Below are 24,199 nucleotides of genomic sequence, written 5' to 3' on the forward strand. Positions count from 1 at the left end.
TAATAACAATTAACCCCTCACTGGAGGCTATTTTGGATAAAAGTATGAAAATTCTCGTGGTTGACGATTTTTCTACCATGAGACGTATCATCAAAAACCTACTTAAAGACTTGGGTTTCTCCAACATCCAGGAAGCGGATGACGGAAGTACGGCGTTGCCAATGCTACAGCAAGGCGACTTTGACTTTGTCGTTACCGATTGGAATATGCCGGGCATGCAAGGAATTGACTTGCTACGTGCTATTCGTGCCGATGACAAACTGAAGCATTTGCCTGTGCTAATGGTTACTGCTGAAGCCAAGAAAGAACAAATTGTTGCGGCAGCGCAAGCCGGCGTAAATGGCTATGTAGTTAAGCCTTTCACAGCTGCAACATTAAAAGAAAAATTGGATAAAATTTTCGAACGTTTAGGTTGATCCAGACGCTCACCAGAGAAACGAGGTTTACTGGATGTCACCAAATGTAAACGTTCCGATTACATTGGACGAAGCTAAACAACTTGTTGCCTATCTTGAAGAGGGTGACAACGCTTCTGCCAATGCGCTACTTGAAGCAGCCTCAATGAAGGAGAATGTTGAGCTGTTTGCAGAAGTAGGAAAACTGACGCGTCAACTTCATGATGCGCTCAATAATTTTCAGATTGACGATCGCATTAAGAATCTTGCGACCGAAGATATGCCTGATGCACAGTCTCGTCTGACATACGTCATTGAAGAAACTGAAAAAGCTGCTAATACTACTATGGATGCAGTAGAAGCGAGCATGCCAATTGCAGAAACGCTCGCTGAGCGCATCGAGAAAGTGATGCCTGAGTGGAAAAAGCTAATGAGCCGCCAAATAGAATTAGGCGAGTTCAAAGCGCTTTGTGCAGATTTAGATAACTTACTTGAAGAAAGCGCAGAGCAATCAACTAAGCTCACACAGTTACTGACAGAAGTATTGATGGCACAGGGTTATCAAGATTTAACTGGTCAGGTAATTCGCCGCGTTATCGACTTGGTAAAAGAAGTCGAGGACAGCCTAGTAAACATGTTAACCATGTTTGGCGAGCGCGACGGTTCAGAACATTCTAAACCTTCTAGCGTTAAGGCCGATAAAAATGATGGTGTACAAGCGGAAGGCCCAATTATCGACGCGGAAAATCGCGATGATGTTGTTTCTGGCCAAGATGATGTAGATGATCTTTTGTCTAGCTTAGGTTTTTAGGGGAGCGGGCGCATGTCGTTTGATGTTGACGAGGATATATTACAGGACTTTCTAGTAGAAGCTGGAGAGATACTTGAACAATTACAAGAACAGCTCGTTGATCTTGAGAACAATCCAGAAGACGCGGATTTGCTGAATGCAATTTTCCGCGGCTACCATACTGTTAAAGGCGGAGCAGGGTTTCTATCCCTGACTGAGTTGGTTGAAATATGCCACGGGGCCGAAAACGTTTTCGATGTTATGCGAAACGGGCAACGTACACTCACGCCGGAGTTAATGGATATTATTTTGCAGGCCACCGATGTGGTGGTAGAGATGTTTGAACGTGTTAAAGCGCGTGATCCTCTAGAACCTGCAGATGCACATCTTGTCGACTTATTACACAAACTAAGTCGCCCAGAATCTCCTGACGAAAATATCTTTGGCGATACTGCACCCAGTGCAACTCAGCCTGCAGAGGTTGAGGATGAGCCTGAACTTGTTATTGAAGAGTCAGAGCCTACATCGTCGTCAAGTGACGGTGGTGGCATTGATGAAATCACTGAAGATGAATTCGAAGCCTTGCTAGATGAACTTCATGGTTCAAGTGCTCCCGGTCAGTCTGCACCAAAAGCGGCAGCGCCAGCGAAAGCCGCTGAACCTGCACCAAGCGCAGGCGGTGATAGCGATGACATCACCGATGAAGAATTCGAAGCGCTTCTTGACGATTTACACGGTAAAGGTCAATTTGGCGGTAGCGAAGATGCAGCACCTGCATCAGCACCTGCGCCAGCGGCACCGGTATCTGCATCAAGCGATGAAGAAATTACTGACGACGAGTTTGAAGCGCTACTTGATCAATTGCATGGTTCGGGGCAAGGTCCTACCAAACAATCGTCAACGCCCGCTGAGCCAGTGGTAGATAAAGCGGCTACCGACGCGATTAACAAAGCGAAAAGCGAAGCGCCAGCAGCACCTAAGGCTAGTCCAGCGCCGCAAAAGGCTGCAGCAGCCGCTCCTGCTCCAGCGCCTGCTGGGGCAGCGAAGAAAGAAGCACCCAAAAAAGACGATAAAAAAGCCGCACCAGCAGCACCTCCGGCTGAGACTACAGTGCGTGTTGACACCAAACGCTTAGATCAGATTATGAATATGGTCGGCGAGTTGGTATTGGTTCGAAATCGCCTTATTAGTTTGGGTATTAATAGCAATGACGAAAGTATGTCGAAAGCTATTGCTAACCTTGATGTTGTAACAGGCGACTTGCAAGGCGCGGTAATGAAAACCCGCATGCAGCCAATCAAAAAGGTATTTGGTCGATTCCCCCGCGTTGTACGCGACCTCGCTCGAAGCCTCAAGAAAGAAATTACCCTTGAGTTGGTTGGTGAAGAAACCGATCTAGATAAGAACTTGGTTGAAGCATTGGCCGATCCGTTGGTTCACTTGGTGAGAAACTCAGTGGACCATGGTATTGAAATGCCTGATGACCGCGCAGCGGCCGGTAAACCGCGCATGGGGACGGTTCAGCTGTCTGCATCACAAGAAGGCGATCACATCCTTCTTACTATCGAAGACGATGGTAAAGGTATGGATCCCGAAAAGCTTAAAGAAATTGCGATAAGCCGCGGTGTGCTTGATGCAGATGCTGCAGCTCGTATGTCAGACGTGGAAGCTTTTAATCTTATCTTTGCCCCTGGGTTCTCAACCAAAACTGAAATTAGTGATATTTCGGGCCGTGGTGTGGGTATGGATGTGGTTAAAACCAAGATTAACCAACTAAACGGTACCGTTAATATCGACTCGCAGCTTGGTAAAGGTACGCGATTAGACATCAAAGTACCGCTTACTCTAGCCATACTTCCAACCTTAATGATTGTGGTAGGCAAACAAACCTTTGCGTTACCGCTTGGTGCAGTTAATGAAATTATTAACATGGACATCAAGAAAACCAATACGGTTGATGGTCAGCTGACGATGATTGTCCGCTCCAAAGCTATTCCGCTGTTCTTCCTTGGGGAATGGCTGATTCGTGGTCCTAAGAACATCGATAAAGAAAAAGGACACGTTGTTGTGGTACAGATTGGAACGCAGCAAGTCGGCTTTGTGGTTGATGCATTAATTGGTCAAGAAGAAGTGGTTATTAAGCCGTTAGATGCGCTCTTACAGGGCACGCCGGGTATGGCTGGTGCGACAATAACATCTGATGGTGGTATTGCACTTATATTGGATATACCGAGTCTACTGAAGCGTTACGCCCGTAAGCCCATAAAGTAGGGCTGTAATAATAGGAAAAGTAATCCATGGTCTTTAAAGTCCTGGTCGTGGACGACTCTACTTTCTATCGACGTCGAGTGAAAGAAATTCTCGATGCCGATAGAGAGTTGGAAGTAGTAGGCGAAGCGAGAAATGGGCGAGATGCGCTCGAGAAGTTAGAAACCCTCACTCCAGACGTAATAACAATGGACGTGGAAATGCCGATCATGGATGGAATTTCTGCGGTAAAAGCCATTATGGAGAAGCGTCCAACTCCTATACTGATGTTTTCCTCGCTAACCCATCATGGCGCGCAAGCCACACTTGATGCGTTAGAAGCGGGGGCACTCGATTTTCTGCCAAAGAAATTTGAAGACATCGCGCAAGATAGAAAAGATGCGACACGTTTATTGTGTACAAAAGTTCGTCTTATTGCGCGACGCGGTGTTGGTCTTAAACGCCCTGTTATGCGCTCTGTAGAAACAAGACGCCTTCCAGAAAATGCGCCTAAACCGGCTTTTTTTAGAAGTTCAGGTTTGTTGTCTGGCCGTAAAGACGCGGCAACACAGCCAACGGTGTCTTCGGTAAGGCCAAGCGGCAAGCACTATAAGTGCTTAGCAATAGGTGCATCAACTGGAGGGCCTGTCGCGTTACAGAAGGTATTGTCGCCGCTACCTGCAGACTTCCCTTATCCAATTGTCCTTGTTCAGCATATGCCGGGTACATTCACGTCTGCGTTTGCTCAGCGTTTAGATTCCAATTGCAAAATAAGTGTAAAAGAAGCCGAAACTGGCGATGTACTTAAACCGGGACACGCGTACTTAGCGCCGGGTGGCAAGCAAATGATCATTGAATCTGCCGGTGTAAACAAAACGATTACCATTGTCGAAGCCAGTGCTGCCGATAAAGTAAGTTACAAACCCAGTGTTGACTTAACGTTTAGCTCAATTGCTCGCGCTTATGGCGGTGATGTACTTGGCGTAATATTAACAGGCATGGGCGCAGACGGAAGAGAAGGCTGTCGCACGCTTAAAGGTTTAGGGGCGACCATTTGGGCGCAGGATCAAGATTCTTGTGTCGTATATGGCATGCCTCAAGCTGTGGCGGTAGAAAATATATCGTCTAAGAGTATCAATATCGACGATATAAGTAGCTGTATACAATCTGAAATGCGCTAGACAAGCGTGTAATGGAATAATAGACATGAAAGTGTGGACGGTAGCAAATCAAAAAGGCGGCGTAGGTAAAACAACCACTACGGTAAGCCTTGGAGGGTTGCTTGCGCAAAAAGGCAAGCGGGTATTGATGATCGATACCGACCCTCATGCTTCCTTAAGCTATTACTTTGGTATCGACGCTGAAGCTTCAAGTCATTCTGTTTACGATATTTTTATTAAATCTAATAACATAACCGCCGATAACGTAATGGACTGTTTAAGTCCTACGAAAATCGACAATCTTTATGTCTTACCTGCAACCATGGCCCTAGCTACGCTTGATAGAACCATGGGGAGCGAGCAGGGAATGGGGCTAGTGTTGAAAAAAGCACTCGCTAAAATAGAGAACGAATTTGACGTAGCCATTATAGATTGCCCTCCCGTGTTAGGGGTCTTGATGGTGAATGCGTTGGCGGCTTGTCATAAGGTAATAGTGCCAACGCAGACCGAGTACCTTGCATTAAAGGGGCTCGATAGAATGATACGCACGATGGAAATAATGGGGCGTTCACTAGATAAAACGTTTGATACCATTATCATTCCAACGATGTTTGATAAGCGCACCAACGCGGCTTTGGCATCAAGAAAACGGTTGATGAATGATTATGGCGAGCGGGTTTGGCATGGTGTTATTCCTGTTGATACCCATTTCAGAGATGCAAGCTTAGTTCAGTTGCCAATTTCGGCGGCGTATCCCAAGACGCGCGGTGTATCGGCTTATGCAAAATTATTAAAAGTGCTGGAGAAGTAACAAAGAATGACCAAGCAATCGCCTTTTGCCCGTGAAGACGTCATGGAGGCATATCTTGATAGCCTACTAAAAGAGCCAGAAACACCGGAAGATGTTACTGCGCGTACGGCTAGATTGCTTGAGCAAGCATCCCAAAAAATGGCCGAAGAGGCATTAAGCGCTACCACGCGCTTTCATACAGTGGATGACGAGCAAGAGAAAATTGTACAAGACGTTACCTCATTTTTAGCGGAACCAGTACAAGAAAGTAGCCATAGTGATGAGCAAGTTCCCGTCACTGAAACGCGTTCTCAAGAAGACGAAAAGGCGGGCGAATATGTAGCGCCTGCAAAAATACCACTAAAGGATAGTCTCGGTTCTCATTTCCAAGCGTTATTCTTTGAGGTTGCAGGTTTAACATTAGCAGTACCTTTGACTACACTTGGAGGTATTCATCAGATTGAAAAAATTGGCCCATTATTCGGCAAGCCTGATTGGTTTATGGGTGTAATGTTGTACAGAGAGTCTAAACTGAATGTAGTTGACTCAGCAAAATGGGTAATGCCAGAAAAATATGACGAAAACCTCGCACAATCGCTAAACTACCGATATCTTATAATGTTAGGTGAGAGTGCGTGGGGATTAGCGAGTGAAAAGCTCGTTAATACGGTCAGTTTAACAAGTGATGACGTTAAATGGCGCGAGTCCACAGGTAAGCGTCCTTGGTTAGCCGGGATGGTTAAAGAAAAAATGTGCGCGTTAATTGACGTTGAAGAATTAATATCTATGCTTAACAAAGGCTTAGGCAGTAACGACCAGACGCCATAGTATTGGGAGCCAGGTTCATGAGCGACAAAAGTACAAATAACAATGCCACTGACAGCAACGACGAAGTCCTTCAATGGGTAACGTATCGCTTAGGTGAAGAAACTTACGGTATTAATGTAATGCAAGTTCAAGAAGTATTGCGTTATACCGAAATAGCCCCTGTACCCGGTGCACCTGATTATGTGCTAGGTATTATTAACCTGCGCGGTAATGTGGTTACTGTCATTGACACACGCGCCCGCTTTGGGTTGCCACCCACTGAAATTACCGACAACACACGTATTGTCATTATCGAATCTGACGAGCAAGTGGTCGGTATTTTGGTAGATAGTGTTGCTGAGGTGGTTTACCTGAAATCTTCTGAAATCGACAGTGCACCAAATGTTGGCACTGAAGAAAGCGCTAAATTTATTCAGGGAGTGAGCAACCGCGATGGCGAACTGCTTATCCTTGTTGACCTGAATAAGCTGCTTAGCGATGAAGAATGGGATGAGCTAAGTAACATTTAGTAATTTAAGGCACTAACTTACACTGTTAGTGCCTTTTTTCATTTCTTCAAAGGTTTTATGCCCATGGATTGGCAGCTTGTAGCGCCTACCGCAATTGACTTAATTCTGATAGTGATCATTGGCATACTTGTGTTGATGGTTGGGTTTTTGACAGTGAAGCACAACCGTCTTCGCGCCGATTTAGATAACCTGACTACATCTCATGGCGCTGAATTCTCGCGTATTGAAGCCCTCGCTAATAGTGCAAATAATCAGCAATCGGAAGCGCAGGCGCGAAGTTTAGTGATTACCCGCCACCTTCAATCGTTAGATGAAAAACAAACGGAGTTAGAAAATCAACTTCGTGAACAGAAACTGCAAGACCCCTCCTTAAGGCTTTATCAGCGAGCAGCCGAACTCGTTAAACAAGGGGCAAGCATTGATGAAATCATTGAAGCTTGTGATATCCCTCGTGCCGAAGCCGAAATGTTGATGATGGTTCATCGACAAACGCCATAAAGCACCATACTACTTCAAAAGGGCGTTTAGACGTCTAGACGTAAAGATGTTGACATCTTCTTGGTAATAGTCACAATACAGTCATAGTGTTTTATGACTGGAGCCTGTTATGCCAATACGTATTCCTGAACAATTGCCCGCACAAAATGTGTTGTTAGGTGAAAATATATTCACTATGGATATGGATAGAGCGGCAAATCAGGATATTCGACCTCTTGAAGTGGGCATACTTAACTTAATGCCAAATAAGATTGAAACCGAAGTACAGTTGCTTCGTTTGCTATCTAATACGCCACTTCAGATAAATGTCGATTTAATTCGTATAGACAATCAAGCGCCCAAGAATACACCACAATCTCATATGGACGCCTTCTATCATGACTTTTCAAGTGTTGCGAATAAGAAATACGACGGCTTGATTGTAACCGGGGCTCCGTTAGCACTACTTGATTATGAAGAAGTAAAGTACTGGGATACCATGACCACCATACTCGAATGGGCACAGCGTCATGTGAATTCTACGCTATATTTATGTTGGGCTGCCCATGCTGCCATGTATCACTTCTATGGTATTACGCGACAGCTTCGTAAAGAAAAGTTCTCAGGCGTCTATCAGCATCAGGTTAATGACCCTCATAATGAACTATTACGTGGTTTTGACCCCTCGTTTTACGCGCCACATTCTCGCTACGGTCATATTGACACTTGGCAGTACAACAGTGTCGACGGTTTGAGTGTAGTGGCAGAGTCGGATGAGGTGGGTGCCTATGTTGTGGCATCAGATGATAAGCGCATGGTTTTTGTAACGGGACATCCTGAATACGACCCTGAAACGCTTAAAGACGAATATTTTAGAGATATCGCCGCGGGCCAGACGCCCGCGATTCCCAAGAACTACTTTGAAGGTGATGACCCGTCGAAATCGCCTATTGTCCAATGGCGTTCTCATGGTAGTTTGTTGTTTACTAACTGGCTAAACTATTACGTTTACCAGACCACCCCGTATGATCTTAATCAGCTTGCTGAAAAATCACAGCCAAAGAGGTAGCACGTGAGTCACAAGATAGTTTCTAGCGCTAGAGCAACGCTCAGCGAGGCTGCTAAAAAACGCATTCTTATTTTGGATGGCGCAATGGGAACCATGATCCAGCGTCACAAACTGGAAGAAGCCGACTATAGAGGTAAGCAATTTGCTGACTGGCATTGCGATGTTAAAGGCAACAACGACTTACTCGTCATTACTCAGCCTGACATTATTTATCAAATACATTGCGACTACTTCGAAGCGGGTGCCGATATCATTGAAACCAACACGTTCAATGCCACAACGATTGCAATGGCAGACTACGACATGCAGGCCCACTCTCGCGATATTAATTTAGCGGCTGCACGCTTAGCGCGAAAGGCGGCAGATGAATATACTGCGAAAACACCTGATAAACCGCGATATGTTGCGGGGGTGCTTGGTCCAACAAATCGAACTGCGTCTATATCGCCGGACGTTAACGACCCCGGTAAACGCAATGTCACCTTCGACGAACTAGTAGAAGCGTACAGCGAATCAACCGAAGCGCTTATTGAAGGCGGTGTTGACCTTATCATGCTGGAAACTATTTTCGATACGCTTAATGCAAAGGCCGCCGCCTACGCAGTTGAAACGGTTTTCGATAAGTTGGGTATATCATTGCCAGTGATGGTGTCAGGCACCATCACCGATGCGTCTGGTCGTACGTTATCAGGACAAACTGCTGAGGCGTTTTACTATTCAATGCGCCACATTAACCCGTTCTCATTTGGTCTCAACTGCGCACTTGGCCCTGATTTACTAAGACAGTATGTTGATGAAGTAGCGGCCATCAGTGAATGCCTAATTTCAGCACACCCTAACGCTGGCCTACCGAATGAGTTTGGTGAGTACGACATGGAAGGCCCTGAAATGGCCGAACACCTAAAAGAGTGGGCACAGTCGGGCTTGGTGAATATTGTGGGCGGATGTTGCGGTAGTACACCTGATCATATTCGAAAAATTGCGCAAGCAGTAGAAGGCGTGGAACCGCGCCGTATTCCTGAATTTGAACCCAAAATGCGTCTGTCGGGCCTAGAGCCGTTTGTACATTAGGAGGCCATGTGAGCGCAGAATTTTCTACCTTTATTAATATCGGCGAGCGTACCAACGTCACAGGCTCGGCGCGATTTAAACGTCTTATTTTAGAAGGCGACTATGAAGCAGCACTTGATGTTGCTAGGCAGCAAGTTGAAAACGGTGCACAGATCATCGATATCAACATGGATGAGGCGATGCTTGATTCTAAGCAGGCCATGATCACCTTCTTGAACCTTATTGCTTCTGAGCCTGACATCAGTCGCGTTCCTATTATGATTGATTCATCGAAATGGGAGGTTATTGAAGCAGGCCTTAAGTGTGTTCAAGGTAAAGCTATCGTTAATTCTATTTCGCTTAAAGAGGGCGAAGAGCAGTTTTTAAGTCAAGCTAAGCAGATTAAGCGTTTTGGTGCAGCGACGGTTGTTATGGCATTTGATGAGACCGGTCAAGCTGATACGCAAGCGCGTAAAATCGAAATTTGTCAGCGCAGCTATAAGTTGTTAACTGAAGAAATTGGTTTTCCACCTGAAGATATTATTTTCGACCCCAATATTTTTGCGGTAGCAACCGGTATTGAAGAGCACGATAACTATGCTGTAGATTTTATCGAAGCCACTCGTGTTATTAGACAAACATGTCCGTATTCACATATCTCAGGCGGCTTGTCGAATATTTCTTTTTCATTCCGCGGTAATAATCCGGTTCGCGAAGCAATGCATTCGGTGTTTTTGTACCATGCGATACGCGCAGGAATGGATATGGCGATTGTTAACGCTGGTCAACTCGAGGTGTATGATGAAATACCTGCTGAACTGCGCGATGCGGTTGAAGATGTCATTCTAAACCGACGCAGTGATGCGACAGAGCGCCTGCTGGATATTGCACCAAACTATCAAGGTGATGGCAAAGCGGCGGCAAAAGAAGATTTGAGCTGGCGCGAGCAGAACGTCAATAAACGTTTAGAGCATGCGCTGGTAAAGGGCATTACCGACTACATCGTCGAAGATACTGAAGAAGCGCGCCAACAGGCCGAACGCCCGTTACATGTTATTGAAGGTCCACTAATGGACGGCATGAATGTGGTTGGTGACCTGTTTGGTGAGGGGAAAATGTTTTTGCCACAGGTCGTTAAATCGGCCCGTGTAATGAAAAAAGCGGTGGCGCATCTACAGCCCTTTATCGAAGCTGAAAAGTCAGATGATGCGAAGAGTAACGGTAAGATTTTGCTAGCGACGGTGAAAGGTGATGTTCACGACATAGGGAAAAACATCGTTGGTGTAGTACTTCAATGTAATAATTTCGAAGTCATCGACTTAGGCGTTATGGTGCCAGCGGCAACGATTTTACAAGTCGCAAAAGACGAAAATGTAGACATGATAGGTTTGTCTGGTCTTATTACGCCATCGCTCGACGAAATGGTACATGTGGCCAAAGAAATGGAAAGACAAGGCTTTGAAATACCGCTGCTTATCGGCGGTGCCACGACATCGAAAGCGCATACTGCGGTAAAAATAGAGCAGAATTATCATGCGCCAGTGGTATATGTGCCTAATGCAAGTCGCGCTGTTGGGGTATGTCAGCGCTTACTTAATAAGACGTCTAGAGATGTCTATGCAGCCGAATTAGCCAAAGAGTATGACACTGTTCGCGAACAACATGCGCGTAAAAAGCCAAGAAGCAAACCTGTTACTTTGGCGCAGGCCCGAGATAACGCTTTCAAGCCTGATTTTTCGACGCCACCAGTTAAGCCAAATGCGCTAGGTGTAACCCCGGTAACGGCGGATTTATCTGTACTTCGACAGTATATCGACTGGACGCCATTTTTCCTCACATGGTCATTGGCGGGTAAATATCCTCGTATTCTTCAAGATGAAGTGGTTGGTGAACAAGCCACGTCATTGTTTGCCGATGCCAACGCTATGTTAGATAGAGTAATAGCGTCAGGCTCGCTTAAAGCGAAAGGTGTGATTGGTCTTTTTCCTGCTAATCGCGTGGGTGATGATATAGAAATCTACGCTGATGAAACACGCAGCACGCTTCAAGGTGTTGCTCATCATCTTCGTCAGCAAACACTAAAAGATAAGTTTGCAAACTACTGCCTAGCAGATTTTGTTGCTGACAAAGCAAGTGGCGTTGAAGACTTTGTGGGCGCGTTTGCTGTCACAGGTGGTATTGGTGAAGATGAATTGGCTCAGCAGTATATTGATGCCGGCGATGACTATAACGGTATCATGGTGAAAGCGGTAGCCGACAGGCTGGCAGAAGCATTTGCAGAATACCTTCATGAACAAGTGCGCAAGCACTATTGGGGGTATGCTGCTGATGAAGATCTCAGTAACGAAGAGCTGATACGTGAAAAATACTGCGGCATAAGACCGGCGCCCGGTTATGCGGCCTGCCCTGAGCATACTGAAAAGCAGCTGATATGGGATTTGCTATCGGTAGAAGCCCATACAGGTATGAAACTTACAGAAAGCTTTGCTATGTGGCCAGGAGCTTCAGTATCTGGTTGGTATTTCGCTCATCCTGAGGCCAAATATTTTGCGGTAGCAAAAATTCAATCTGATCAGGTTGAAGATTATGCAAAGCGCAAAGGGTGGACGCTGGAAGAAGCCGAAAAATGGCTTGGCCCCAATTTAAGTGACTAGCGGAATTTGATAATACAGCTATGTTTGAGAAACCCTTTAGTCAAGCCTGTGAAAACAACAAGCGCCCCATTCTAGCAGTACTGGAAAGGGCGTTTGCAAATTCAAAGGTTGTGCTTGAAATAGGCAGTGGAACAGGTCAGCACGCCACTTTTTTTGCACAACACTTAGGGCACCTTGTATGGCACACCAGTGACCAAGTCCAATATCATCAAGGGATAAATGCCTACATAGATGAGCTGTCACTAACCAACATAATAAGGCCAAGGCCACTTAAAGTCGGAGAAGATAGTTTTCCTGATATTGGAGCCGATGCATTTTTCTCTGCCAATACTGCACATATTATGCAAAAGCAGGAAGTGATGTTGTTAATGCACTCGATAAGTGAGCAGTTGCCACCGGGTGGTGTATTTTGTCAGTACGGTCCATTTACCCAAAATGGTAAGTTTAATGCTAAAAGCAATGAAGAGTTTCACCACTCGCTGCTTGAACGCGGGTATGGAGGGTATCGCGATATTGACGAACTGCGTGAGTGGGCAGGGCTACTGTCGTTGGCTGAAGTGATAGACATGCCCGCAAACAACCACATGCTCATTTGGAAAAAATAATATTGAACGTGGTAAGTTGGGCGCTTGATTACGGCATATTAATGATGTGGAGAGTTGCTTTTTTCAGCTGATTCTCGTAATTTGAAACATCAAAATTTAACAAGAGCGTTAGCAAATAACGTCAATCAAGGAAGACGAGAGGTATCCTATGGATGATAGCAACACAACTTTCCCTAACTATGAAACCTATTCTACCGATGAGCTTATTCAAGCTTTATCGTCAATTGACGCAGAGGCATTTCCAGAACGTGCTGCTAAGATCACCGCACTTATTGCAGAGCGTAAAGCACAAGCCAACAGTGATTTATCACATCAAGAAAATGATGTAGTGATCCGTACTGAGCAAGTAAAATTTCACGGTAATACCAAAGAGTTTTTTGCTATTTGGATAGTGAATTTGCTGCTAAGCATAGTGACATTAGGTATCTACTCCGCGTGGGCCAAAGTGCGCACAAATCGTTACTTTTATAGTAATACCGAATTGGATGGCCACCGTTTTGCGTACCTTGCCGAACCATTGCAAATTTTGAAAGGGCGCATAATTGCGGCGTGTTTGTTTGGTGCCTACTTTTTGTTATCCGCGGTTAGCCCAGCGGCGGCATTCGCACTGATTGTTGTTATGATGTTTCTCTCACCTATGCTCGTTATCCTGAGCATGCGCTTTAGAATGAGAATGACCGCATATAGAAATGTGCGTTTCAGCTTTAAAGGGCGTTATGGTGAAGCATTCATGTTGTTTGTATTGCTTCCAATAGCTAGCGTATTTACTCTTTATTTGCTTATGCCTTGGGTACTTAAAAAGATTGATGCATTTCTAGTCGACGAGTCTGGCTTTGGTGATAAGGTATTTAGCAGTAAGCTTTCCACAGGTGAATACTACGGTGTAGTGTTTGCTGCGGCTTTGATTTCAATTGTGCTATTTCTTTGTGTAGGCTTTGTTGTGGGCCTATTAACAGGGTCGTCAACGATAACCGCTGAAGACGGCTTTAGTGTATTCACAGTTGCCATGTTTGGTATGTACCTGTTTGTCTACGCAATTGTTTCTGGCTTCTATAATGCTCGCATCCGAAACCATATTTATCAGAATAGCCGTTTAGAAAACGTTGCATTGTTCAACTCTACGGTGACAGCAACAGACCTTATTACATTGCGTCTGACCAACATACTCGCCACCGTATTCTCTTTAGGCTTCGCTATTCCTTGGGTAAAAATAAGAACCGCAGCGTTTTTTGCTGACGCAACGCAAGTCAAAGTATTAGAGGGCATTAATGAAGTCTCTGCCGGTGAGCAAGGCTCGGCAAGCGCAGTATCTGAAGAGGCTGCCACACTGTTTGATGTCGATGTGGCATTGGGTTAACAGCGATGTACCAGGCTCAGTATTATCACAGTGGCAGTGTGGCGTCCTCTGATGCTATCTGTGAAATTACAGACGATGTGCTAATTGTTAAAGTAGGGCATGACGATGAACACTTAACATTGGCACGAAGCGATGTGAAAGTGAAATCTAAGCTTGGTGACTTACCCAGAGAGATAGTGTTGCCTAATGGCGATATGTTGATGTGCCCATCGACTGGCCCGCTAGACAATTGGCTTGATGGGCCGTCAGGCGCGACTATTTTTCGCATTGAAAGCAAAACGTCTTGGCTTATTGGCAGCGTTATTCTAGTCCCGCTATTACTTTATGTAGTGTTTGCACATGTCATCCCACAAGTTGCTATATCATTGGCAGCGTATGTTCCATATAGCGTTAAACAAATTGCATCCGACCAAACGCTGAGTGCCCTTGATTACTCCGTGCTTGATGTCTCAACGCTCTCAGAGCAAGAAATACAGTCAATGCAGAATAGCTTTAACGAGTTGCTTGAACAGATATCGACGAAGAATCCGCGCTACCGAGTAATGTTTAGGGCATCAGAGTCCTTTGGGCCAAATGCATTTGCTTTGCCTGACGGCACAATCGTCTTTACCGACGAGCTGGTAAACCTTGTTGATAAAGAACAAGCACTTCTTGACGCCATCTTTTTACATGAGGTTGGCCATGTAGAGAATAACCACTCAATGCAGCTTGTTGCGGAATCGCTTTTTGCTACCTTGGCAATTAGTTACTTCTTTGGCGATTTAAGTGGTGCGTTAGAGTCATTTTTAGGTGTAGGTTCGAGTGTAGTGCACAATCAGTTTTCTCAAGCGCATGAGTGGGAATCAGATAACTATGCTATCGCGCAGCTTCGAGTGTTAAATCGAGACCCCAAAGATTTCGCCAATGCTATGCGCGTGCTTCAGTCGCTAGTTGGTAATGAGCATGAAGCAAATAGTTGGTTCCAATCTCACCCTATGATTCAAAAACGCATAGATAACGCCAGTCGAGCAAGTGAAGAAAGCCGTAATCCATAGCTGTGTGGTAATACTTAAAGCTTCAAAGTACTGCGCATTTAACCGATACTTAAAGGTGTCTTAAAAAATTTCAGGGTTGTAAAACGCCACGATCTATTCCAAAGTAAGGGATGTGTTTTGGCGTTCTCTTTTCTCTTTGTATAACACCTCTTTAGGTGTTGTTTTCTGCCAAATCGCAATACACAAAATTCAAACTATAAAGCATACGCAGTGTTCCGCTCAATTTTTCCTCAGCAGCATTGTGTAGTGCCACTAATAACAATGAGAAGTACCAATGAAGTCCATATCATTACAGAAAAAATTTATGCTAATCGTCGGTGGCAGCATTGCACTTATGCTGCTTATCACCGCATTTTTCCTCGTTAATACTGTTGCAGACAACACGAGAAGCCGGGTTGAAAAAGAAGTCACCGCATTAGTGGCAAGAGAAGCTAATGATGTTGAGGGTTTTTTTGCCACCTATGGTGGCGTAGCGCGAGCTTTTCTGAGTAGTCCGTTTTTTCAAGATTTTTTTGAGCAACATACTCAGCGAGGCGCATCAGAATCGCAACTTAGCGATGCAAAAACGATTTATACGTTGTTTGACAATATAAGTAGTGCTGATCCTGTCATTAAGTCTGCTTTTTTTGGTTCTGCTATTACAGGTGAGTATTTCTACGAAGAAGGCCGAGTAGGCGTGGATACTTCTGGTCCGGATGCAGGAAACCCTGATGCTGGGTATTTTGCAACTAAACGCCCTTGGTTCACAACTGCGGTTGAGAAAGGCAAGTTGTATGTTACGCCGCCTGCGGTTGACTCTCAGGATGGCAGTATTTCAGCCGTTGTACAAACGCCCATCTTTCGCAATGGAAAGCTATTAGGTGTTGGCGGCGTTGATATTCTCATTAGTACCGTAGGAAAAGTCATCGACTCTATTCGCTACGAAGGGCAGGGAACGGCGTTTTTATTGGATGATAACCAAAACATCGTGTATTTCCCTAAGCAATCCTCTGACTTGCCGTTGAGTTCCCCCATCAGTGATTTTGATAAGGTATTTAGCGAGTCGGAAGGCTTTAGAGCATTGGCGGCTGACATTGCACAAAAGCCGTCAGGTATAGTGCCAGTTACTTGGAAAGGCGAAGCCTATTTCGTTGTATTTGAACACGCCAAAATCAATTCGCCAGAAATGAATTGGTCACTTGGGATTTTAGTTCCAGCCAGTGTGATCAACAGCCCTATTAATACCGCAATGACAATGGCTACAGTAGTAGCGTTAGTCATCATTGGGGTTATTGTGCTGATTACTTATATTGCCAGCGCAAAGGTAACTCAGCCTTTGGTAAAAATGCGTAATGCAATGTCAGAGATTGCCAATGGTGATGGCGATATTACCAAGCGATTAGAAGTTAGCAGCAACGATGAGATTGGTGCTTTAGCAGTGGAGTTCAATAGGTTTACTGACAAGTTAAGGGTTATTCTGCGCGAGACAGCAGCTAATACTCGAATGGTGGCTGAAGCGGCAGTACACTTGCGCGACGTTAGCCAATCAACAAGTAAAGAAATTAATCAGGAACGCAGCCAAGTAGATAATGTATCTACCGCGGTAACTGAAATGGCTGCGACCGTTGTCGAGATATCAAAAAACGCTGCACAATCGAGTGAGGCAGCAACAAAAGCCGACACATTAGTGCAAAGTGGAAGCGCACAAGTACAAGAAGCAGTCGTTGAAATAAGAGCGCTTGCCGCTGCCATTGATGAAGGTGTTGAAGTAGTAAGTGGTTTAAGTAAAGAGTCTGACAATATAGGTGCCGTTATTGATGTCATCAATAGCATCGCCGAACAGACCAACTTGTTAGCGCTTAACGCCGCTATAGAAGCAGCACGCGCCGGCGAGCAAGGGCGTGGTTTTGCTGTGGTTGCCGATGAGGTTCGTTCACTGGCAAGCCGCACTCAAGAGTCTACAACAGACATAAGAAGAATGGTTGAGCGACTGCAGCACATGGCAGAGCAAACTGACGGCGTTATGCAACAAGGAAAAATGCGCTCAGAAACAGGCTTAGAGAAAACAGAGAAAGTGGTATTAACCCTTCAGGATATCACTCAGTCTATCGGGCTTGTGCAGGAGCAAAGTACACATATTGCGCTAGCAACTGAACAGCAAACGGAAGTGGCACACGATATCAATAAGTCGCTTGTAGCTATAACGGGGCTTAGTGATCGCACTAGCCAACACGCTGAGGAGTTAGCGGTTGAAGCAACCCAGTTGAGCAGTGTCTCAAGTGAATTGAAGGAAATCGTTAGTCAATTTAAGATTTAATTCACGCCTAAACCGCGGTGTTACTGAGGGTGGTGACACCGCGACATATCTATAAACTCATCGACAAACCCTAACGCGTCTTCAGCTTTCCTATGACCGAGATAAAGTGTTTTTGCTATACCTTTTTCCCCAAGTGATCGATAGCAAACGTCAGTATCATCATGTTCGTCAATAAGCCATTTCGGCAGGGCAGTAACGCCTCTGTTAGCGGCCACCATTTGCAATATAATCTCGGTAGTTTCAATGGTTTTATGTTGCTTAACTGTGCAGTTAGCAGGCGTTAAAAACTGGGTGAAGATATCAAGGCGACTTAGCTCAACAGGATAAGTAATTAGGGTTTCTTGTGATAAATCTTGCGGCTTGATATAGGCCTGTGCAGCTAGAGGGTGAGTATTGTGCATTACTAACACTTGTTCGTAATCGAATATGGGAGTGTACGTTATTGTATCGAGCTGCAACGGGTCGGGCGTGAGTAGAATGTCGATATCATAGCCATGAAGCGCTTGTAGGCCGCCAAACGAAAATGCGCGCATGACGTCCACATCCACATCGGGAAATGCCTTTAAGAATGGCGCAACAACTTTTAATAACCACTCAAAACAAGGGTGACACTCCATACCTATACGCAATATCCCCTGTTTTCCTTGAGCGAAGCGCGCAAGTTGTGCTTCCGCGTGCTCAAATTGAGGGAGCACGCGTTGGGCGAGCCCGAGTACACTCTGTCCGGCTTGCGTGAGTCGTAGCCGTCGCCCATCCTTCTCCCACAATGTGACTTGGTAGGTTTGTTCCAGTTTTTTCATAGCGTGACTGAGCGCAGATTGTGTTAAATGCAGCGAGGTCGCAGCTTGAGTCACCGTGCCATGTGTTTCAATGGCTTTTACGATTCGCAAGTGTTGTCTGTCAATCATTGCGGTTCCCTTTCCATTTATTTGTCGATGATTGCGACCGCATTGGAAAGTCGCGTTTCAATAATATTCTTAACAATGACGGCGATTTCTCTAAATGTTTGTCTTCCCGGAGCGGTATTTCGCCAGGCTAGAGAATGTTGTCTTTCAATTGGCATATCAGCGATTTCACAAACATGGAGCGCTTCTGGCTTGTGCAACTCAGAGTGAATGTATAACCCTGGTAAAAACGCAACGCCCATTCCCATTACTACCATTTGGCGCAATGTATCTAAGCTGGTGCCCTCGTAATCTCGTTGGAGATCGGCACCAATTTCGTCACAAATACGCTGAACTTGGTGGTGGAAGTGGTGACGGTCTTCTAATGTCAGTACTTTTTCACCACTAATTTCTTCAGGACGTACGTACGCTTTCCCAGCTAAATGATGATCTGATGGAATAACAAATTTCAAAGGTTCGTTAAATAAAGGCTGAGTAATAAGCTGCGAGTTTTCCCCTGACATGGGAGATAAAATTAAATCGTACTCGCCCCGCAATAAGCCGTGCTGAAGTGCGCTTGGAGCACCTTCGCGCACATAAAATCGCAAGCCCGGTTTGCGTTTATGTAAATCGGGAAGTACAAATGGCAGCAAATAAGGCCCTAGCGTCGGTGGTATCCCCAAGCGATAGGTCACTACATTTCCCTCTGACAAGTCTCGGGCTATTTCACCAAAGCGCTGTGAAGACTGTAATACCTCTTCAGCAACAGATAATAACGCCTTACCTTGTGGCGAAAGCAGGGTACCAGTTCGAGAACGCTCAAATAAATTAAGACCCAATGTCGTTTCTAACGCATTAATCTGACTGGTCAGAGTAGGTTGGCTAATACCCAAAATCCCTGCTGCCTGCCGGAAGCTTAAATATTTCGCAACCGCAACAAAGTACCTGATTTGGTTGATTGACGGGGTTTTGCCGTTGAGTTGCATAGTGTTAATTCCGTTCTTTTACTAAGCTTGTACTAGTGATTATTTACGTGCTGATAGTAAATGGCTATCGCGAACTGGTATATTAAACTATTAATCTATCAAGTGACACTGAGGTATTAACATAATCATTATAAATATTAAATTATTGGGAGTAAGTTATGGATCATGTATTTTCAGGGGTAGCGAAATTCCAGAAAGAAGTGTACCCGAACAAAAAGGCTAAGTTTCAGAAACTTGCCACTGGCCAAAATCCAGAAGTCCTTTTCATCACATGTTCAGATTCTCGCATCGACCCTAACTTGGTTACACAAACAGATCCAGGTGAACTGTTTATCTGCCGTAACGCGGGTAACATTGTGCCTCCTCACAGCAATCAAACTGGTGGTATGACAGCATCGATTGAGTTCGCTGTAGCAGCCCTTGGTGTATCTCATATTGTTATCTGTGGTCATACAGACTGCGGTGCGATGAAAGGTGCAATTAATCCAGAGGGTCTTGATTCGCTTCCACACGTTAAAGAATGGTTAGGACACTGCCGTGCAGCAACAGACGTAGTAAAAGAACGTTGCGGTCACGACAAATTATCACTAGAAGACTTAGAAGCAGTAACCAAAGAAAATGTTGTTCAGCAAATACAGCATCTTCGTACCCATCCTGCTGTTGCTGCGAAAATTGCAACAGGCCAAGTGATGCTTCACGGTTGGGTTTATAACATCGGATCGGGTGAAGTCTTGTGCTACAACGGTGAAAACGGTGAATTTGTAGCTATGGACCAAGCCGCTGCTGAAGAGCAACTGGCTCGCGCAGAGTAAGGTCGGTCGCTATGGTTAAAATTAATCTTTCGAATTTACGTGGCGATTTTACCGGTGGTTTGACCGCCGGTATCGTTGCCTTACCACTGGCACTTGCACTTGGCGTAGCGTCGGGCCTAGGCCCTATGGCTGGTCTTTACGGTGCTATTGCAGTGGGTTTCTTTGCCGCATTATTTGGCGGTACGCCAGCGCAAATTTCTGGTCCTACAGGGCCTATGGTAGTTGTACTTGCGGGTTTGTTCGCAAGCTTATCGGGCGACGCTAGCCTTATTTTTACTGCCGTTATTCTTGCTGGTATTTTCCAAATAATATTTGGTGTTTTAGGGGTAGGCCAATATATTCGCCTTGTTCCTTATCCGGTTATATCAGGCTTTATGTCGGGGATCGGTGCCATCATTATTATTTTGCAGATAGGGCGCTTGCTTGGCCACGAACCGCCAGGTGGAACTATTGGCGCGCTAACTTACTTACCTACGGCACTTGCAGATATTGATTTTGCTACCCTTGCGCTTGGTCTTGGCACCTTAGTGATTGCGTACAAGTGGCCTGCTGCACTGGGCAAATACGTACCAGGTGCGCTGGCAGCACTTATTATTGGCACCTTGGTGAGTTTAGCACTGACCGTTCCTGTGTTGGGCGATATTCCTACCGGTTTGCCAAGCTTACACTTGCCAGTTTTTGACCAAAGCAAAGCATTACTTATTCTAGAAGCTGCATTTATCCTAGCTGTGCTAGGGGCAATTGATAGTCTATTAACCTCGTTAGTGGCTGATAACATGACGCGCACACGTCACGATAGCAACAAAGAGCTTATTGGACAGGGCATTGGTAATACTTTCGCTGGTTTAATTGGTGGTATTGCAGGTGCGGGCGCGACAATGCGTACGGTTGTAAATATCCGAAGTGGTGGTAAATACAACATCTCTGGCATGGTTCACGCGCTAGTGCTTTTGGCTATTGTTTTAGGCCTTAGCCCACTTGCAGCGCAAATTCCTCACGCAGTTTTAGCGGGTATTCTTGTTAAAGTAGGCTTGGATATTATTGACTGGAGTTACCTGAAACGAGCTCATAAAGGACCGCGTTGGGACTTCGGCCTAATGCTTATGGTTCTTGCGCTTACTGTATTTGTTGACCTTATCACCGCTGTTGGCGTGGGTGTGGTATTCGCAGCATTAGCGTATGTTAAGCAAATTGCACAGCTGCAAATTGAAGAGCTTAAGAAAATACCTGAGTCATTAAATGACCCACAAGAGAATGAGTTATTAGAATCACTAAAAGATAAGGTGTCGATCTTTAGCTTTGGTGGTCCACTAAGCTTTGGGGCGGCGGCCGACCTTGGTCACCATGTGCGCGAGCGCGTAAAACCAGGCTCTAAAGTGACTATATTAGACTTTTCTCGTGTGCCGTTAATGGATGTGTCAGCTGCAATGGCCGTCGATACAGTAACATCTGATGCCCTTGCTGCTGGGCGACAACTGGTAATTTGCGGTGCCAATGCAGAAGTGAATAAAGTGTTGGAAGGTGTGAATGAAGCACACCCAGGTATTCCTAATTTTGACACCTTGCACGAGGCATTGCTTTTTGCAAAAAAGCAAGTAGCCGGGACTGGAAGCGAGCATCATAGTTTCCAAGCCGCAGCGCAATCGTAAACAAACTGATACCTTTCCCTTTACTTTGCCCTCCCTTTGGAGGGCTTTTTTTTGCTTATCACTTATCATTTTTCGAACAGCCTTATTTTTATTAATTGATTGTTCAATTAAACTTAACGTAACTGTAACAAAGCTCCTTTAGTGTGTGGTCCAAACATTACACAACAAAGACTGGAACACACAATGGGAACACATCACAAAGTATCGTTGGCAGTACTCGCTGCCTTATCGTCAATGTCACTTGCAACAGCTGAAGAAGCTGTGGCTGACAGTGAAGAACGAATAGAAGAGATTACGGTTGTAGGGCGTAGCGTCTCTTATGCAAACAATGCGACTAGTGAAGATATGTTTAAGCAGCAGGCTAATTTGAGTAGCGTGCTGGCCGCGGTAGACAACTTGCCGGGCGTCTTAATTAACGAGGGTGATACATTTGGTGCAGATGACTGGTCGACGTCTATTGTTATTCGTGGCTTCCAAGTTAACTTGAACGAGCAGCAAATCGGTATGACCGTAGACGGTATAGCCAATGGCAATTCAAACTATGGTGGCGGTGCGAAAGCTAACCGTTATATCGACACTGAAAATGTAAAAGGTGTAGAAGTATCGCAAGGTACTGCTGATATCGCATCGCGCTCGCATGAAGCGTTAGGCGGCACACTAAACTTCACCACGATAGACCCTGCAATGGAACAAGGCTTGGTGACCAGCGTAACTGCTGGTGAATTTGATGCATCGAAATATTATCTACGCTACGAAACCGGCGAAATTTTCAAAGATACTTTTGCGTGGATAAGTCTTTCGAGCCAAGAAAGTTCTGACTTCATGCAGCAGGCTGCCGAAAATACCCGCGATCACGTTGCGATGAAAATCATATCAACGGTTAACGACGTGGCGCTAACGGGCTATGTATCATATGACGATACCCATGAAGACAACTACCAGCGAATTTATGGCTTGGCACAATATGAACAAAATCCGCATTGGGATCAGTTAACGGATGAATGGACAGGTGTTCCATATCAAGATCAAGCCTACCGCCGCGGTTGGTCAACACTTCGTGAAAACCTATTTGCTTACTTACAAGCTGATTTCTCAGTTGGTGCAGTGGATGTCACCACAAATGCTTACTACCACGATAATGAAGGGCGCGGAGACTGGGTGCCACCTTACTTAGTTGACGTGGCTAATGATGGTGATGCGGGTCACTCTGAACTTATTAATGGCAATACTGTATTTGGCGGCGCAGCGCTCGGGCAGTTCTATTTCGTTGATAGGGCAGGCAATCAATTAAGTCCAATTGAAGGTTGCGTAAGTGCGTTAACGTTCCCGTATGGTGGCGCTGGTGCTGAGTATGACCCTGGTTGCCACGAGCAAGGTGCAATTCCAGTTGGTTCGTATCGCCATACGCACTACAACAAACAACGTATTGGCTTTAACGCCGATGCTATTTGGTACACCAAGATTGGTGAGTTTGATAACACCATGCGTTTTGGTATCTGGTGGGAAGACTATGAGCGCGACGAGTCTCGTGACTGGCATAAGATAACAAACTCTGCGATCAGCTACGACTTCAACCAGACACCATATTGGGTGCAGTATGACAGAAGCTTCCCTGTTGATACCTTAATGTACTACATCGAAGATGAACTCGATCTGGAATTTGCGCGAGTGCGACTTGGTGCGAAAAAATTCAATGTTGATATTGCCAAGAACGATAATTTTGATGCAAGTAATGATCTAGATGTGAATACTGACTCAGATACGCTACTTTCAGCAGGTATTGTGGCACCACTACCTATAGAAGGTCTGGAAGTATTCGCAGGTTATGGCGAAAACTTCGCGGCCATTAAAGATGCACAATTGGAACGCGACGACACGGATTTGCGTTTCATAAAGCCTGAAACTGCGGACAATATCGATGTGGGTTTCAGATACGCATCACCGGGGTTCAATGCAAGTGTGACTTACTACAATATTGAGTTTAACGACCGTATTCAGTTTACCAGTAACGAAACTTCAGCAGGTATCGATTTCCTTGAAGCTGCTGCCGGTGGTTATCGAAATGTGGGTGGTATCGAGTCTAGTGGTATTGAAATCTCTGCTGACGTAATGCTAACCGACACACTTTCATTGTTCACCTCTGTTACTGTCAGTGAGTCTGAGTACATTGCCACTATCGGAGGAACGGGCACACAGTATGACACCTTAGCAGATGCTCAAACCGCCATTGCTGATGAAAACAACCCTGAAAGTTCATTGGTAGCGGTTGAGGGTAACACCGTTATTGGTACGCCAGATACCATGGCTGTAGTGAGCTTAGATTGGGCAAAAGATAATTACTTTGCGGGTATTTCTACAAAGTATGTCGATAGCCGCTTCCTTGATATTTATAACAGTGCTGAGGTAGAAGATTACATTGTGAGTGACTTGTACATTGGTGGGTTTGTAGAAAACCTAGGCCAAGGCATTGATGAATTGGAAGTACGTCTTACCGTAAATAACCTATTTGATGAGGATTATGCCTCTACCATTGCCCCAGGGGCATTCTGGATTGGCGCCCCGCGCGCCGTTGCAGTAAACGCACGCTTAACCTTTTAATCGTGTTAC

At 45.3% G+C, this 24,199-nt stretch carries 20 protein-coding genes; 18 read left to right on the forward strand and 2 right to left on the reverse strand.

The window, feature by feature from the left end; translation table 11 throughout:
* The first annotated feature begins 32 nt into the window (after positions 1-32).
* The 15 genes from cheY to OZ660_RS05390 all read left to right on the forward strand — a co-directional run bounded on the left by cheY (position 33) and on the right by OZ660_RS05390 (position 17,261).
* Positions 33-416: a chemotaxis response regulator CheY gene (gene cheY, locus OZ660_RS05320; RefSeq protein ID WP_012517682.1), complete on the forward strand. Its 384-nt coding sequence runs from the start codon at positions 33-35 to the stop codon at positions 414-416.
* A gap of 34 nt (positions 417-450) precedes the next feature.
* Positions 451-1,206, forward strand: coding sequence for a protein phosphatase CheZ (locus OZ660_RS05325; protein WP_202264202.1), 756 nt, complete (start codon positions 451-453; stop codon positions 1,204-1,206).
* A 12-nt stretch (positions 1,207-1,218) separates the two neighbouring features.
* Positions 1,219-3,456 (forward strand): chemotaxis protein CheA, encoded by a 2,238-nt coding sequence (locus OZ660_RS05330; RefSeq protein ID WP_274742808.1) that lies wholly within the window; start codon positions 1,219-1,221, stop codon positions 3,454-3,456.
* Positions 3,457-3,482: 26 nt separating this feature from the next.
* On the forward strand, positions 3,483-4,613 hold the full coding sequence (locus OZ660_RS05335) for a protein-glutamate methylesterase/protein-glutamine glutaminase (protein WP_274742809.1): 1,131 nt from the start codon (positions 3,483-3,485) through the stop codon (positions 4,611-4,613).
* A gap of 25 nt (positions 4,614-4,638) precedes the next feature.
* Positions 4,639-5,403, forward strand: coding sequence for a ParA family protein (locus OZ660_RS05340; protein ID WP_159623467.1), 765 nt, complete (start codon positions 4,639-4,641; stop codon positions 5,401-5,403).
* 6 nt (positions 5,404-5,409) lie between these two features.
* Positions 5,410-6,210, forward strand: a complete 801-nt coding sequence (locus tag OZ660_RS05345) for a chemotaxis protein CheW (protein WP_274742810.1) — start codon at positions 5,410-5,412, stop codon at positions 6,208-6,210.
* A gap of 17 nt (positions 6,211-6,227) precedes the next feature.
* Positions 6,228-6,719, forward strand: coding sequence for a chemotaxis protein CheW (locus OZ660_RS05350; protein WP_131092554.1), 492 nt, complete (start codon positions 6,228-6,230; stop codon positions 6,717-6,719).
* Between the two features lie 63 nt (positions 6,720-6,782).
* Positions 6,783-7,217 carry a DUF2802 domain-containing protein gene (locus OZ660_RS05355; protein WP_274742811.1) on the forward strand — a complete coding sequence of 145 codons (435 nt, stop codon included), beginning with the start codon at positions 6,783-6,785 and terminating at the stop codon, positions 7,215-7,217.
* 109 nt (positions 7,218-7,326) lie between these two features.
* Entirely contained in the window at positions 7,327-8,265 is a 939-nt protein-coding gene (gene metA, locus OZ660_RS05360; protein WP_274742812.1) for a homoserine O-acetyltransferase MetA, read from the forward strand.
* A 3-nt stretch (positions 8,266-8,268) separates the two neighbouring features.
* Positions 8,269-9,336, forward strand: coding sequence for a homocysteine S-methyltransferase family protein (locus OZ660_RS05365; RefSeq protein WP_274742813.1), 1,068 nt, complete (start codon positions 8,269-8,271; stop codon positions 9,334-9,336).
* Positions 9,337-9,344: 8 nt separating this feature from the next.
* The gene (gene metH, locus OZ660_RS05370) at positions 9,345-11,969 is read left to right on the forward strand and encodes a methionine synthase (protein WP_274742814.1); all 2,625 of its coding nucleotides are present in this window, start codon (positions 9,345-9,347) and stop codon (positions 11,967-11,969) included.
* 20 nt (positions 11,970-11,989) lie between these two features.
* The gene (locus tag OZ660_RS05375; RefSeq protein ID WP_274742815.1) at positions 11,990-12,574 is read left to right on the forward strand and encodes a DUF938 domain-containing protein; all 585 of its coding nucleotides are present in this window, start codon (positions 11,990-11,992) and stop codon (positions 12,572-12,574) included.
* A gap of 148 nt (positions 12,575-12,722) precedes the next feature.
* On the forward strand, positions 12,723-13,931 hold the full coding sequence (locus OZ660_RS05380; protein WP_274742816.1) for a YjgN family protein: 1,209 nt from the start codon (positions 12,723-12,725) through the stop codon (positions 13,929-13,931).
* A 5-nt stretch (positions 13,932-13,936) separates the two neighbouring features.
* A complete protein-coding gene (locus tag OZ660_RS05385; RefSeq protein WP_274742817.1) occupies positions 13,937-14,965 on the forward strand; it encodes a M48 family metallopeptidase in 1,029 nt (342 codons plus the stop codon).
* A 274-nt stretch (positions 14,966-15,239) separates the two neighbouring features.
* Positions 15,240-17,261 carry a methyl-accepting chemotaxis protein gene (locus OZ660_RS05390; protein ID WP_274742818.1) on the forward strand — a complete coding sequence of 674 codons (2,022 nt, stop codon included), beginning with the start codon at positions 15,240-15,242 and terminating at the stop codon, positions 17,259-17,261.
* 20 nt (positions 17,262-17,281) lie between these two features.
* Here OZ660_RS05390 and OZ660_RS05395 read toward each other — a convergent pair whose 3' ends face one another.
* Positions 17,282-18,169: a LysR family transcriptional regulator gene (locus OZ660_RS05395; RefSeq protein ID WP_202264230.1), complete on the reverse strand. Its 888-nt coding sequence runs from the start codon at positions 18,167-18,169 to the stop codon at positions 17,282-17,284.
* A 17-nt stretch (positions 18,170-18,186) separates the two neighbouring features.
* A complete protein-coding gene (locus tag OZ660_RS05400; RefSeq protein ID WP_274742819.1) occupies positions 18,187-19,131 on the reverse strand; it encodes a hydrogen peroxide-inducible genes activator in 945 nt (314 codons plus the stop codon).
* Between the two features lie 158 nt (positions 19,132-19,289).
* On the opposite strand from OZ660_RS05400, the gene OZ660_RS05405 reads away from it, so the two are divergent.
* The 3 genes from OZ660_RS05405 to OZ660_RS05415 all read left to right on the forward strand — a co-directional run bounded on the left by OZ660_RS05405 (position 19,290) and on the right by OZ660_RS05415 (position 24,190).
* Positions 19,290-19,943 (forward strand): carbonic anhydrase, encoded by a 654-nt coding sequence (locus tag OZ660_RS05405; RefSeq protein WP_274742820.1) that lies wholly within the window; start codon positions 19,290-19,292, stop codon positions 19,941-19,943.
* Between the two features lie 11 nt (positions 19,944-19,954).
* The gene (locus tag OZ660_RS05410) at positions 19,955-21,592 is read left to right on the forward strand and encodes a SulP family inorganic anion transporter (protein ID WP_274742821.1); all 1,638 of its coding nucleotides are present in this window, start codon (positions 19,955-19,957) and stop codon (positions 21,590-21,592) included.
* Between the two features lie 183 nt (positions 21,593-21,775).
* On the forward strand, positions 21,776-24,190 hold the full coding sequence (locus OZ660_RS05415; RefSeq protein WP_274742822.1) for a TonB-dependent receptor domain-containing protein: 2,415 nt from the start codon (positions 21,776-21,778) through the stop codon (positions 24,188-24,190).
* Positions 24,191-24,199: the final 9 nt, after the last annotated feature.

This window comes from Alteromonas sp. 009811495 (assembly GCF_028865455.1).
In the GTDB taxonomy this organism is placed as follows: domain Bacteria; phylum Pseudomonadota; class Gammaproteobacteria; order Enterobacterales; family Alteromonadaceae; genus Alteromonas.

Excerpts from the sequence above, each read along its gene's own strand:
- OZ660_RS05325 (WP_202264202.1), top strand. The coding sequence starts at position 451 with ATGTCACCAAATGTAAACGTTCCGATTACATTGGACGAAGCTAAACAA.
- OZ660_RS05330 (WP_274742808.1), top strand. The coding sequence starts at position 1,219 with ATGTCGTTTGATGTTGACGAGGATATATTACAGGACTTTCTAGTAGAA.
- OZ660_RS05335 (WP_274742809.1), top strand. The coding sequence starts at position 3,483 with ATGGTCTTTAAAGTCCTGGTCGTGGACGACTCTACTTTCTATCGACGT.
- OZ660_RS05340 (WP_159623467.1), top strand. The coding sequence starts at position 4,639 with ATGAAAGTGTGGACGGTAGCAAATCAAAAAGGCGGCGTAGGTAAAACA.
- OZ660_RS05345 (WP_274742810.1), top strand. The coding sequence starts at position 5,410 with ATGACCAAGCAATCGCCTTTTGCCCGTGAAGACGTCATGGAGGCATAT.
- OZ660_RS05350 (WP_131092554.1), top strand. The coding sequence starts at position 6,228 with ATGAGCGACAAAAGTACAAATAACAATGCCACTGACAGCAACGACGAA.
- OZ660_RS05355 (WP_274742811.1), top strand. The coding sequence starts at position 6,783 with ATGGATTGGCAGCTTGTAGCGCCTACCGCAATTGACTTAATTCTGATA.
- metA (WP_274742812.1), top strand. The coding sequence starts at position 7,327 with ATGCCAATACGTATTCCTGAACAATTGCCCGCACAAAATGTGTTGTTA.
- OZ660_RS05375 (WP_274742815.1), top strand. The coding sequence starts at position 11,990 with ATGTTTGAGAAACCCTTTAGTCAAGCCTGTGAAAACAACAAGCGCCCC.
- OZ660_RS05380 (WP_274742816.1), top strand. The coding sequence starts at position 12,723 with ATGGATGATAGCAACACAACTTTCCCTAACTATGAAACCTATTCTACC.
- OZ660_RS05385 (WP_274742817.1), top strand. The coding sequence starts at position 13,937 with ATGTACCAGGCTCAGTATTATCACAGTGGCAGTGTGGCGTCCTCTGAT.
- OZ660_RS05390 (WP_274742818.1), top strand. The coding sequence starts at position 15,240 with ATGAAGTCCATATCATTACAGAAAAAATTTATGCTAATCGTCGGTGGC.
- OZ660_RS05395 (WP_202264230.1), bottom strand. The coding sequence starts at position 18,169 with ATGATTGACAGACAACACTTGCGAATCGTAAAAGCCATTGAAACACAT.
- OZ660_RS05400 (WP_274742819.1), bottom strand. The coding sequence starts at position 19,131 with ATGCAACTCAACGGCAAAACCCCGTCAATCAACCAAATCAGGTACTTT.
- OZ660_RS05405 (WP_274742820.1), top strand. The coding sequence starts at position 19,290 with ATGGATCATGTATTTTCAGGGGTAGCGAAATTCCAGAAAGAAGTGTAC.
- OZ660_RS05410 (WP_274742821.1), top strand. The coding sequence starts at position 19,955 with ATGGTTAAAATTAATCTTTCGAATTTACGTGGCGATTTTACCGGTGGT.
- OZ660_RS05415 (WP_274742822.1), top strand. The coding sequence starts at position 21,776 with ATGGGAACACATCACAAAGTATCGTTGGCAGTACTCGCTGCCTTATCG.